The sequence below is a fragment of the [Scytonema hofmanni] UTEX 2349 genome, assembly GCF_000582685.1.
In the GTDB taxonomy this organism is placed as follows: Bacteria; Cyanobacteriota; Cyanobacteriia; order Cyanobacteriales; family Nostocaceae; genus Hassallia; species Hassallia hofmanni.
The window spans coordinates 4,681,636-4,693,113 of sequence record NZ_KK073768.1; the positions used below are offsets into that span (position 1 = coordinate 4,681,636).

Genomic DNA, 11,478 nt, shown 5'->3' on the forward strand with positions numbered 1-11,478 from the left:
TTTTAGGTGTGAGTTTTAGCCCTACCGATCGCCTGCTAGCTTCTGCCAGTTGGGATAACACAGTTAAGCTGTGGCGCCGGGATGGCACCTTGTTGAAAACCTTGTTAAAGGGGTACAGCGATAGTGTTAACGCTGTCACTTTTAGTCCCAACGGTGAACTTCTAGCCTCTGCTAGTTGGGACAGCACTGTCAAACTCTGGAGTCATGAAGGCAAATTGATCAAAACCCTCAACGGACATCAAGGTCCAGTATTAAGTGTCAGCTTTAGCCCCGATGGTCAAACACTCGCATCGGCTAGTGGTGACAACATGATAATTTTGTGGAATTTAGATTTAGACGACCTGCTGCTTCGTGGTTGTAGCTGGATGAGTGATTACCTCAAGCATAACCACAATGTTGAAGAGCGCGATCGCCATATGTGTGATGATATTACCCTAAAGCGCTAATTGGGCAATGGGCAATGGGCAATGGGCACGCTCGGAGTGAGAATTAAAGAAGTTCAATAAAGCAAGTGCGTGAATAAATACGATTCTTTCCATGCCCCATGCCCCATGCCCCATGCCCCATGCCCCATGCCCTATGCCCCATGCCCAATGCCCAATGCCCTACTCAGTTACAGACTGAACTAAATTTAGCTCGTAAGGACGTTCCGTATCATCTTCACCCAAATACTCACCATTTTGAATTTCCAGAATAACTAGGGGAATATGTCCCGGATTTTCTACCTGATGCAATGTTGCGGAAGGCACATAAGTTGACTCATTGCGATTCAGTAATATTTCGTCATCTCCACAAGTCACCTTGGCGACACCGGAGACGACAACCCAATGTTCATTACGGTGATAATGAATTTGTGGTTTAATGCCGTGCCTGGGCTTGATTTCAACCCGGCTAATTCTGTAGGTTTCTCCCTCTTCTATAACCTCGACATTACCCCAGTAACGTGTACCTGAGTGTGTAGATTCATCAAGATTTGACTGGGAAGTATTTTCATTCTGAGTCATAACTAAACCTCTCAATTAAATAACTATCAGTATTTTTTATTATTCCCCAATTCCCTTTTAGGAAATAGGGAGTAGGGAAGCAGGGGGCAAATAATTCTTTTTTTCCCAATGCCCAATGCCCAATGCCCAATGCCCAATGCCCAATGCCCAATGCCCAATGCCCAATTACCTATTCCCCATATATTGAATCCGATAAATACGATTATTTGCTTCTTCGGTCAGCAATAAACTACCATCGGGCAGGACGAGTAAGCCAACAGGACGCCCCCAAGTAGTAGGTTCAGTTGGATTTAGGAGAAATCCGGTAAGAAAATCTTCATAATAGTCAAGCGATCGCCCTTGATTATCAAAGGGAACAAAAACAACTTTGTAACCAGTACCGCGATCGCGATTCCAAGAACCACGAAAAGCCACAAAAGCACCATTACGGTATTTTTCGGGAAACGTCTTACCATCATAAAACTGCAAACCCAATGCTGCTGAATGCGCTTGAAACAACACATCCGGTGTGCGGGTACGCGCTACTAAATCTGGACGTTTACTTTTGCCACTTGCCGTTTGACGCGGGTCGAGATTGCTTGGTAAAAAATATGCATAGGGCCAACCATAAAATTCCCCTTGCTGGATGCGTGTCAAATAGTCTGGCACTAAATCATCGCCGATACCATCTCGCTCGTTGACAGTGGTGTAAAGTTGCTTTGTTACTGGGTGAAAATCCAGACCGACTGGATTACGCAAGCCAGAGGCGAAAGTTTGTTTCCCAGAACCATCTAAATTCATTACCTGCACCGAAGCGCGTGGTAGTGGTTCTTCATCTACATTCGTTCCCGACCCAACAGAAACGTATAATTTATTGCCATCAGGTGAAACAACCACATTGCGCGTCCAGTGATTGTTGTAACCTTGAGCGGGAAGATCGGCGATTTTCGTACCCCCACCAGAAATTTGCTCTTGTCCTTGAGTGTAGGGAAACCGTAAAACAGCATTAGTATTGCCCAGAAAAAAGGAATTACCCGCAAAAGCCATCCCAAAAGGTCTATTTAGTTTATTTGCTGCACTAGCAAAGGTTTTTTGCTGATCAGCCACACCATCACCGTTAGTGTCACGCAACAAGCGAATGCGGTTTTGTCGAGTTTCTGTCACCAGCACATCACCGTTGGGAGTTAAAGCCAACCAGCGCGGTGCATCTAAATTTTGGGCAAAAACGTTAACTTGAAAGCCTGGGGGTACGCGCAATACTGGATTTTGCGGAATAGACACAACATTTGGCGACTTGGAAGCGCTTTTAGTTGCGAAGGGTTGCGGTAAATCTTTGATGTTGATGCGGATTGGTGTAGGTGAAAGTGATTCGGTGCGGACAATATTTGATGCCTGCGAAGAATCCCCAGATTGCTTATTCGCTTCTGGCTGGATTTGACCCAAATATGTACCCACACCAGATGGCGCCGAATTGCCAGATGTCGGACGGAAATTATGAGCGGCGATCGCCAAAACAAAAGCTCCAATTGCCAAAATAATTACTACTATTGACCTAACACTAATGCGTGATAGCATTGCTTTTTGATCCAATCTTTGGGGAATTAGGTGAGTGCCATACCCTTATGGTAAAAACAAGGCATCTGTTTTTCTTCCATCATGAGTCAGAATCTCGACGGTGCCAAAATTTCTATTATCATTCCAGTTCTCAATGAAGCGGAAAATATCAGACAAGCGATCGCTTGTACTCAACTAAGTACAAATATAGAAGTAATCGTTGTCGATGGCGGCTCACAAGATGACACTAATAAAATTGCTTCTGATTTAAAAGTAACAATTATATCCTCTCTTCCAGGTCGGGCAGTGCAAATGAATAAAGGTGCAACGCTGGCAAAAGGGGATATTCTGCTATTTCTTCATGCCGATACACGTTTGCCGACCGGATTTGATGTCATGATTCGCACAGCGCTACAACCAACTGGCACAGTCGCTGGTGCTTTTGCCTTGCGAATCGATGCAGAAATGGTAAGTCTCCGGTTAGTGGAATGGGGAGTGAATATGCGATCGCGCTTTTGGCAAATGCCTTATGGCGATCAAGCAATTTTTTTAACCAAACAGACATTTAACAAAATTGGTAATTTCCCAGAATTACCCTTTATGGAAGACTTTGAAATCATGCGTCGTTTAAAACGCATCGGACGCATTACTATAATCCCCGTGCCAGTTATTACCTCAGCACGTCGATGGTTACAAAAAGGAATTTGGAAAACCACCCTCATTAATCAAATTATAATTATTGCTTATCTACTAGGCATCCCACCCCAACGACTTATTCGCTGGTATCGGCAGAAAAAATTTAGGAAGATTTAAGCTACTTCTCATTTAATTATCATATCTTGGTGAGAAATAGTAATTATAAATGATGAATTATAAAGGTTCGGTTGAGTAAAGCACATACAGCAGATTGCGTTTTTATTGAATACACGTAGAGACGTTCCGCCGGAACGTCTCAGAGCGGGTTTTGGGTTTTATGCATGTACCTCCTAAAGCGGAAATATGCTGTAAAACCTCACTCCGTCCGTTCCAGACACCCCTCTTTTTAGTCAGGAGAGGGAAGGGTTTAAATGCAAAGTAGACTTTTGAGCCTCAGAACCAAAAGGTTCACCCTCAAAACAAAAACGTTCCTGTTTGAACCCAGAACGTTCCTGTTTGAACCCAAAACGTTCCTGTTTGGAACAAGAACGTTCCTGTTTGGAACAAGAACGTTCCTGTTTGGAACAAGAACGTTCCTGTTTGGAACAAGAACATTCCTGTTTGGAACAAGAACGTTCCTGTTTGGAACAAGAACATTCCTGTTTGAACCCAGAACGTTCCTGTTTAGACCTAGAACATTCCTGTTTAGACCTAGAACGTTCAGCCTCAGTACCAAACCGTAGCGATTAGAAATCCCAGCTATACAAACAAAGTCCCCCTACGCGAATTCCACAACATCAAGGGTTTTATATGATGTCCGGGCAAATAAACCATAATAAAAAACTTTCAAATCCTGTAGAGCGGGTCATGTAATGTCTATACAATATAGGCAATAAAGCTCACATGATATTAAACCCGCGCAGGTGGGCTTTGTTTATTTAGCCGCGACTTCCAGGTGCCAGGTGCAAAATATATACCACTAGCCAAACTTATAAAAATGAATCAGCGCCGACTGAAATTTAAACTCAAACTATTACTATTAATGTGTCTGGTTCCGTGCTTAATAATAGCCGCCAAACACATCGACATTCACGGACTTTTGCTGACATCAATCATCTGGGTTAAAAGTCTTGGCTTCTTCGGTCCAATTGCTTTTATGATAATTTATAACTTAGCTACACTACTCTTTATACCCGGTTCCCTACTAACACTAAAAGGTGGTTGTCTGTTTGGCGTATTTTGGGGTTCAATTTATGTATTAATTGCCGCACTTGTCGGAGCAAGCTTGGCATTTTTAATTGGACGCTATCTATCACGGGATTGGGTTTGTCAAAAAATGGAAAAAAATCCGAAATTTAAAGCAATTGATCGAGCCGTTGCCAAAGAAGGATGGAAAATTGTACTGCTGACTCGTCTATCTCCTGTCTTTCCATTCAACTTATTAAATTATGCTTTTGGCGTTACACAAGTTTCTTTTAAAGATTATCTTTTAGGTTCGCTAGGCATCATTCCTGCTACTGTCATATATGTTTATATTGGTTCTATTGCAGGCGACCTGGCAACGATGAACATATCTAATCAGCCAAGCAATCTTCAAACTCAAACTGGACAATGGGTAATGCAAGTAATTGGGTTTATTGCCACCGTTGCTGTGACTGTATATATTACAAAAATTGCTCAGAAAGCTTTAAATGAAAGTATGGTGACAGCAGAAATCGGCGATGATAGAGATAAGTTTAAGCGCTGAAGCGCTTACTACATAAATAAATAACAAGAAGTGTAATGAACGTATATTCTGTCTTAGCTCAAGTATCTTTTAATTTCCAAGATGTCTTCAGAAATGCTTTGGAGTCAATTGATAACCTTGGTTCAGTAGGAGCATTTGCCTTTATTGGACTTTATATTATTGCTACTGTCGCTTTCTTACCAGGTTCAATTCTAACTTTAGGAGCTGGCGTTGTCTTTGGTGTAGTATGGGGTTCACTCTACGTCTTTATCGGTGCTACTCTAGGAGCAACTGCCGCTTTTTTAGTCGGACGTTATTTAGCCAGAAATTGGGTTGCCAGTAAAATAGAAGGTAACAATAAATTCGCCGCTATCGATCAAGCAGTCGGCAAAGAAGGATTAAAAATAGTGCTTCTAACACGACTTTCTCCTGTGTTTCCCTTCAACTTATTAAATTACGCTTTTGGCATTACAAAAGTTTCTCTAAAAGACTACTTTATCGGTTCAGTCGGCATGATTCCCGGAACAATCATGTACGTTTACATTGGTTCTCTCGCCGGTAGTCTTGCCAGAATCGGCACAGAAAATCAACCTATTAACCCAACTGCACAATGGGCAATTCGCATCATCGGTTTTATTGCCACAGTTGCCGTCACAATTTATGTTACCCGCATTGCCAAAAAAGCATTAGAACAAGAAGTTTTGTCGGAGTAGGATTCCCCCGCCATAGTAACGAGAATTTAACAGGACTTATGCAAAAACTCTCTCAAACTCTTTCTTATTCCTCCGTGTTCTCTGCGCTCTCTGCGGTTCGTTTTTTCATCCTCAAAGCGTAGTAGAGACATTCCACTGGAACGTCTCTACCTGTAACAGCGCTGAAGCGCTGACTACGATTGACACTCTCCATCCTCAAAAAAGTAATCATGTCAAATTCAGAACTTCATCAAGTTACAATTCGCCCAATCGATGAGTATAATCAAACATTAATTTCCAATGTACATCCAGCAAATTGGGTAAATCCTGAACCTGCCCATTGTTACGACTTAGTAGTAATTGGTGCAGGCACAGCCGGCTTAGTTGTAGCAGCAGGTGCAGCTGGTTTAGATTTGAATTTGAAAGTCGCATTAATTGAAAAGCATCTCATGGGTGGAGATTGCTTAAACGTTGGTTGCGTACCATCCAAAAGTATAATTAGGTCTTCGCGATTAGTTGGGGAAATGTGGAATGCAGCTGAGTTAGGGATTAATATTCCCAAACATATTGACATTGATTTCCCAGCAGTCATGGCACGGATGCGACGAATCAGAGCGGGTATAAGTCATCACGATTCGGCAGCGCGTTTTCAAAAGTTAGGAGTTGATGTCTTCTTGGGTAGCGGTAAATTTGCCAGCAACAATACTGTAGAAGTTGACGGCAAAATTCTCAAGTTTAAAAAAGCTGTAATTGCAACCGGAGCAAAAGCCGCACGTCCGGCAATAATTGGTATTGAAGAAGCTGGTTATTTGACTAATGAAACAGTTTTTTCTCTCATCCAACGACCGGAACGTTTAGCGGTGATTGGTGGTGGTCCAATTGGTTGCGAAATGGCACAGGCTTTTCAGCGTTTGGGTTGTGAAGTAACGCTTTTCCATCGCGGTTCACACATCTTAAATAAAGAGGATGCTGACGCAGCAAAGATTCTCCAAAAAGTTTTCAAGAAAGAAGGGATTCGCTTAATTTTAAATTGCCAGTTAGAAGAAGTAGCAACAGTTAGCGATGGAAAGCGGCTTTACTTTTCTTGTAAAGGTCATCGAGATTCGGTGACTGTAGATGAAATTTTAGTTGGTGCGGGACGCGCTCCCAATGTGGAAGGGCTAAATTTAGAAGCAGTTGGGGTAGAATACGACCAGCATCAAGGTGTAAAGGTGAATGATTATCTTCAGACGACGAATCGCCATATTTACGCCGCAGGGGATATCTGCATGAATTGGAAATTCACCCATGCGGCAGATGCGGCAGCGCGAATTGTCATCAAAAATACGCTGTTTTCGCCTTTTGGTTTGGGACGTTCTAAACTTAGTAGTCTGGTAATGCCTTGGGTAACGTATACTAACCCCGAAATTGCTCATGTCGGGATGTATGAGAAACAAGCGCAGGAAATGGGTTGGGATGTGGAGACAATAAATATCCCTTTGAGTAGTGTAGATCGAGCGATCGCCGATGGTGAGGAGTTAGGTTTTGTCAAAATTCATCACAAAAAAGGTTCAGATGAAATTATTGGTGCAACCATTGTTGCTACTCATGCCGGTGAGATGATTTCGGAAATAACAACTGCAATTGTCAATAAAATCGGTTTGAGCAAATTAAGCAGCGTGATTCATCCTTACCCAACCCAAGCCGAAGGCATTAAAAAAGCCGCTGATGCTTATCGTCGCACGCTGCTGACACCGAGAACGAAAACATTATTAGGATTTTTGGCAAAGCTATCTTGAGGATGCTTTCGATGCGATCGCTGTTGCCTCACCAATTTTAGAGGAAGCACCAGTAGCGATCGCCACTTTATCAATCAGTTTGCCAGACATGAATTATTCTTGATTTTCCTTTTATAGCTGATAAGTTCGAGTGCGCTCAAAGTCAAGCCTAAATTACACTTTTAGATATGCCAATAGTAGAAAATGCAGACTGATAAGATGTGTTTGCCCTGCACCTAAACCCGCCTACCTATTCAATATTTTGGCTAGGATATAAACATATATAATATATTCTTTTAAAAATATTTCCAGGTACTGTTATGCCCTCACCTTTTCCAGGCATGAACCCTTATTTAGAACATCCAGAATTATTTCCAGGATTTCATCACTGGCTGATTATTGAAATTGCTAGACTTATCTCTCCTCTGCTACGTCCTAAGTACCGTGTTGCCGTAGAAGTGAGAATGTACGAAATTAATACAACAAATTCCTTAATAATCGGTATTCCTGATGTCTCGGTTATCAACCGAAAATCTAATACTCAACCAATACAAGCAAACACTGCTGTTGCAGATCCAGTATCTCAACCCCAACGCGTCAAAATTCCTATGCCGATATCCATACGCGAAGGATATTTAGAAATACGTGAAGTCGAAACAGATATATTAGTTACTACAGTTGAAATTTTATCTCCTACTAACAAACGAGGTAAAGGACGACAACAGTATGAAGAAAAGCGTGGACAAATCTTGGCAACCCGCACTAATTTGGTAGAAATCGATTTACTACGTAGCGGCAAACCAATGCCATTAGCTGAAGATGCCACCAGTACTCACTACCGTATTTTAATATGTCGTGGTGATAATCGCCCCTATGCTGATTTATATGCGTTTAATGTTCAGGATATAATACCTTCATTTCCACTTCCTCTACATTCAACTGATACAGAACCTATTATTAATCTTTATACATTATTAAATTATATTTATGATGTATCCGGTTACGATTTAGTGATTAATTATAATAAAGAACCAATACCGAATTTGATAAAAGAGAATGCTGCCTGGGCAGATACATTATTACGCCGACAAGGTTTGAGGTAATATTTAATCTTGTGGTTGGACATCGCTTCAGCGCTCAAATAGTATAGTACATTACGAATAAATACCCGTCTTCGCACTAACTACAAATTACAATCAACCATGAGCAAAATTGAAGAAGCACAAGCTGCATACCAAAATTTTACAAATGAATTTCAAAGTCTTATCCTCAGCACCATTAGCGAAGAAAATCAACCTAATGCCAGTTATGCACCTTTTGTGATGGATGAGGCAAAAAACGTTTATATATTCGTTAGCGGTCTTGCAACTCACACGCGTAACTTGTACGCTAATTCTCAAGCTTGCATTCTTTTTATTGACGACGAATCGAAAACCGAGCAAATCTTTGCCCGTCGTCGTCTAACTTTTGATTGTTCAGCAAGTTTAATTGAAAGAGAAACTTCAGAGTGGAATCAAATTGCAGATAGATTTGAAGACCGTTTTGGAGAAATGATCCAAGTCTTTCGTGGCTTGACTGATTTCCGCATCTTTAAGCTGACTCCAAGTGAAGGACGCTTTGTGGCTGGCTTTGGTGGGATTTATGAAATAACTGCCGATGATTTGAATAGTTTAAAGCATCTTCAAAGTTAATTTATCACAGATGATTTAGATCCGTTTACCTTGGGCGATAAAGCAAATTATCAAGAAGGGGAAAAGGGGAAAGGAAAAAAGGGACTCATGTAGAAATGTTTTCAAGCTCTTTTGACTGATTTTAAATGACTCCACCCCCTTTCCCCTTTCCCCTTTCCCCTTTTCCCCTCTTAAAAACCCCTTTCCCCTTTCCCCTCTTAAAAACCCCTTTCCCCCTCTTTTTCATCACCCACCTTAAGCCAATCATTCTACGCAACCGCAAACTCAGTCAGAGCGCGCTCCCGAGGATGCTGAAATCCCAAAACGATATCATGCTTAGGAATCCCTGCTTCCAGCAAATCCTGCGTCACCCCATCCTCTGTTAAATCCTCCTCCACCCAAACCTTGCCATCCTTAATCCGCAGATAAACCGTACTCTCACAGGTTCTCCCCATTTGGTTCCAGCCAACTTGCGCCCAAAAATAGTGATCTCGAATCTCGTCAAATGCCAAAATAGGCTCAATGCCAGCACTCAGTTGCTCTAGATCAAGCTCATAGTAACGAGTCAGCACGTCCCTAATAATAGTTCGATAAGTATTCAACTGATCCATTGCACAATCACCTCTTGCTCGACATCAAAAACAATCAGCTTAATATCCAACTCCGTCACGGCAAATTGAATCGCACTTTTGATAAAGAAGCTCCGATAGATTGCATCACTCACTGCCATATACAAAACTGCTTCAGGAAATATTTGCGCCAAGTACAATCTGTAGAGGATATATTGACCCAGCCCAGCCTCAAAATCCCGCACACGAGAAGGACCCAGAAAGCTTTTCACCTCAACAATGATTTGTTGCTGATCCTGCTCTGCCGCAAACATTGCCTTTGCTGCCAGATCAGCATAGAGCTTAATTTCCCTGAACTTGATTTGATAAGTATCACGGGTAATCCTCCAACCAGCTTTAATCAGGGCATTTTTAACTTGTTGATGATAAACATCCTTGGCTGGCATAAACTGCGAATGTTTTTTACCTATTCTAGCGTGAGCAGTGTAGGCGATCGCCTAGCAACGCAGACTTATTGACAATATTGTGTTGGGATCTAATGATCTGCGATCGCTTTATACTTTAGGACGTTTACCTCGTTCGTCGGCATTTGATGATGGAGGGGGAGGTGATGATGGCTTTTGTAGAATTTCAATAATTTTGGCGATCGCTTCATATACTTAAGATATGCCCAAGTTAGACATTATCCATAATGCGGTAAAAAACGCACTGGTGAAGGACGGCTGGACGATTACAGATGACCCCTACGTAATTCAGTATCGAAAAACAACGTTGTACGCTGATCTGGGTGCTGAACGCCCCATTGGGGCTGAACGAGATGGGCAAAAACTTGTTGTTGAAGTGAAAAGCTTTGTTGGGGCATCAAAGATACAAGATTTGAAAGAAGCTCTCGGTCAGTATGACATCTACCGTTATCTTTTAGAGGAAACAGCCCCAGACCGTAAACTTTATGTTGCTGTCGGTTCGATCGCTTATAAAAGCTTTTTCAATCAGGATGTGATTCAACTCATCCTACACAAACATCAACTTCCACTGATTGTTGTCGATACAGAGACGGAGGAGATTACACAATGGATAAATTAACTGAGTATCCCAAGATAATTAAGCGTATCCTGACGGAATATATAGAACTATCTAACCGTCGTCCTAACCGAGACATCGAAACATTCTTGATTATGGATGAGCCAAAGGGTCACTATATTTGGATGAACCTTGGTTGGCAAAATGGCGATCGCATTACTGGTATGACTGTCTACGTTCGTATTCAAGATGGCAAATTCTTGATCGAGGAAGATTGGACTGAAGATGGCATCGCAACTGACTTAGTTCGTGCCGGTGTTGTCAAGGAAGATATCGTGTTGGCATTCCATGAGCCTAAGATGCGGCAATACACAGATTTTGCAGTAGTATCGTAGCGGTGGCGCAATAAATATTAAAATCGGGACTGAGAATAAACTCAGCCCCGATAAAAAAGCGGGCTAACGGCTAGTAAACCTAGTTAACCCGTGGAGAAGAAGGGAACGCGCAGAAAAATATTATTGCAATACCAACTTAACGTTGGCATTTTGCAGACCGCGTTGTTTTACTTCAGCCAATGTTTTGTTAACAGCATACTTTTGGTTGATCGAGTTGATCAACTCGGTCTGATTGTGCTTCTTAGCAACGCCCCACAGGTCAGCAATTAGGTCAAAGGAACCATCGCTGTTGCGAGACCAACCTAAATCATATTCGCCTTCCAACACAGCAACGATGTCAGAGCGAACACGTTGACCGTTGTAACCACGAACATCAGCTTCTGTCTTTGTGCTGATACCGAGGTCACGCAAGGAAGCTTTGAGGATTTCAGCGTCGGTGATTTTGGTACGGAGAGTGCTAAAATGAGACATTTGGG

17 protein-coding genes are annotated in these 11,478 nt (G+C 42.0%); 11 read left to right on the forward strand and 6 right to left on the reverse strand.

What is annotated here, in order from left to right; genetic code table 11:
- Positions 1-446 (forward strand): WD40 repeat domain-containing protein (locus tag TOL9009_RS40540; protein WP_038296601.1); only part of this gene is annotated, 446 nt, incomplete at its 5' end.
- 159 nt (positions 447-605) lie between these two features.
- Here the strand turns inward: TOL9009_RS40540 and TOL9009_RS0126370 are convergent.
- Genes TOL9009_RS0126370 through TOL9009_RS40545 form a run of 3 tightly spaced genes read right to left on the reverse strand, consistent with a single transcriptional unit; the run spans position 606 to position 2,558 of the window.
- Positions 606-1,004, reverse strand: a complete 399-nt coding sequence (locus tag TOL9009_RS0126370; protein ID WP_029636042.1) for a phosphomannose isomerase type II C-terminal cupin domain — start codon at positions 1,002-1,004, stop codon at positions 606-608.
- On the reverse strand, positions 991-1,155 hold the full coding sequence (locus tag TOL9009_RS47790) for a hypothetical protein (protein ID WP_186227654.1): 165 nt from the start codon (positions 1,153-1,155) through the stop codon (positions 991-993). The genes TOL9009_RS0126370 and TOL9009_RS47790 overlap by 14 nt, the downstream gene beginning before the upstream one ends.
- 14 nt (positions 1,156-1,169) lie before the next feature.
- The gene (locus TOL9009_RS40545) at positions 1,170-2,558 is read right to left on the reverse strand and encodes a PQQ-dependent sugar dehydrogenase (RefSeq protein ID WP_084763385.1); all 1,389 of its coding nucleotides are present in this window, start codon (positions 2,556-2,558) and stop codon (positions 1,170-1,172) included.
- An 81-nt stretch (positions 2,559-2,639) separates the two neighbouring features.
- Between TOL9009_RS40545 and TOL9009_RS0126380 the strand changes: the two genes are divergently transcribed.
- The 7 genes from TOL9009_RS0126380 (at position 2,640) to TOL9009_RS0126415 (ending at position 9,039) form a co-directional block, all read left to right on the forward strand.
- Positions 2,640-3,350 carry a TIGR04283 family arsenosugar biosynthesis glycosyltransferase gene (locus TOL9009_RS0126380; protein WP_029636044.1) on the forward strand — a complete coding sequence of 237 codons (711 nt, stop codon included), beginning with the start codon at positions 2,640-2,642 and terminating at the stop codon, positions 3,348-3,350.
- Between the two features lie 339 nt (positions 3,351-3,689).
- Positions 3,690-3,923, forward strand: coding sequence for a hypothetical protein (locus tag TOL9009_RS47795; RefSeq protein WP_186227655.1), 234 nt, complete (start codon positions 3,690-3,692; stop codon positions 3,921-3,923).
- Positions 3,924-4,170: 247 nt separating this feature from the next.
- Positions 4,171-4,920, forward strand: coding sequence for a TVP38/TMEM64 family protein (locus TOL9009_RS0126390; RefSeq protein WP_029636046.1), 750 nt, complete (start codon positions 4,171-4,173; stop codon positions 4,918-4,920).
- Positions 4,921-4,955: 35 nt separating this feature from the next.
- Positions 4,956-5,612, forward strand: coding sequence for a TVP38/TMEM64 family protein (locus tag TOL9009_RS40555; RefSeq protein WP_084763306.1), 657 nt, complete (start codon positions 4,956-4,958; stop codon positions 5,610-5,612).
- A gap of 209 nt (positions 5,613-5,821) precedes the next feature.
- Positions 5,822-7,369 carry a mercuric reductase gene (locus tag TOL9009_RS0126400; protein WP_029636047.1) on the forward strand — a complete coding sequence of 516 codons (1,548 nt, stop codon included), beginning with the start codon at positions 5,822-5,824 and terminating at the stop codon, positions 7,367-7,369.
- Between the two features lie 299 nt (positions 7,370-7,668).
- Positions 7,669-8,451, forward strand: a complete 783-nt coding sequence (locus TOL9009_RS0126410) for a DUF4058 family protein (RefSeq protein ID WP_029636048.1) — start codon at positions 7,669-7,671, stop codon at positions 8,449-8,451.
- Between the two features lie 99 nt (positions 8,452-8,550).
- Positions 8,551-9,039 (forward strand): HugZ family pyridoxamine 5'-phosphate oxidase, encoded by a 489-nt coding sequence (locus TOL9009_RS0126415; RefSeq protein WP_029636050.1) that lies wholly within the window; start codon positions 8,551-8,553, stop codon positions 9,037-9,039.
- Between the two features lie 248 nt (positions 9,040-9,287).
- On the opposite strand, the gene TOL9009_RS0126425 is transcribed toward TOL9009_RS0126415, so the two are convergent.
- Both TOL9009_RS0126425 and TOL9009_RS0126430 read right to left on the reverse strand, forming a co-directional pair.
- Positions 9,288-9,629 (reverse strand): XisI protein, encoded by a 342-nt coding sequence (locus TOL9009_RS0126425; RefSeq protein ID WP_029636053.1) that lies wholly within the window; start codon positions 9,627-9,629, stop codon positions 9,288-9,290.
- Positions 9,617-10,033: a XisH family protein gene (locus TOL9009_RS0126430; protein WP_029636054.1), complete on the reverse strand. Its 417-nt coding sequence runs from the start codon at positions 10,031-10,033 to the stop codon at positions 9,617-9,619. The genes TOL9009_RS0126425 and TOL9009_RS0126430 overlap by 13 nt, the downstream gene beginning before the upstream one ends.
- A gap of 82 nt (positions 10,034-10,115) precedes the next feature.
- Here TOL9009_RS0126430 and TOL9009_RS49695 point away from each other — a divergent pair, with 82 nt between their 5' ends.
- Genes TOL9009_RS49695 through TOL9009_RS0126440 form a run of 3 tightly spaced genes read left to right on the forward strand, consistent with a single transcriptional unit; the run spans position 10,116 to position 11,002 of the window.
- Entirely contained in the window at positions 10,116-10,250 is a 135-nt protein-coding gene (locus tag TOL9009_RS49695) for a hypothetical protein (protein ID WP_260675946.1), read from the forward strand.
- Positions 10,251-10,253: 3 nt separating this feature from the next.
- The gene (locus tag TOL9009_RS0126435) at positions 10,254-10,670 is read left to right on the forward strand and encodes a XisH family protein (RefSeq protein ID WP_029636056.1); all 417 of its coding nucleotides are present in this window, start codon (positions 10,254-10,256) and stop codon (positions 10,668-10,670) included.
- Positions 10,658-11,002: a XisI protein gene (locus tag TOL9009_RS0126440; protein WP_029636058.1), complete on the forward strand. Its 345-nt coding sequence runs from the start codon at positions 10,658-10,660 to the stop codon at positions 11,000-11,002. Before TOL9009_RS0126435 ends, TOL9009_RS0126440 begins: the two co-directional genes overlap by 13 nt.
- Before the next feature lie 120 nt (positions 11,003-11,122).
- Here the strand turns inward: TOL9009_RS0126440 and TOL9009_RS0126445 are convergent, their stop codons facing one another.
- Complete coding sequence (locus tag TOL9009_RS0126445; RefSeq protein ID WP_029636060.1) at positions 11,123-11,473, reverse strand: DUF1257 domain-containing protein; 351 nt, start codon at positions 11,471-11,473, stop codon at positions 11,123-11,125.
- Positions 11,474-11,478 lie beyond the last annotated feature (5 nt).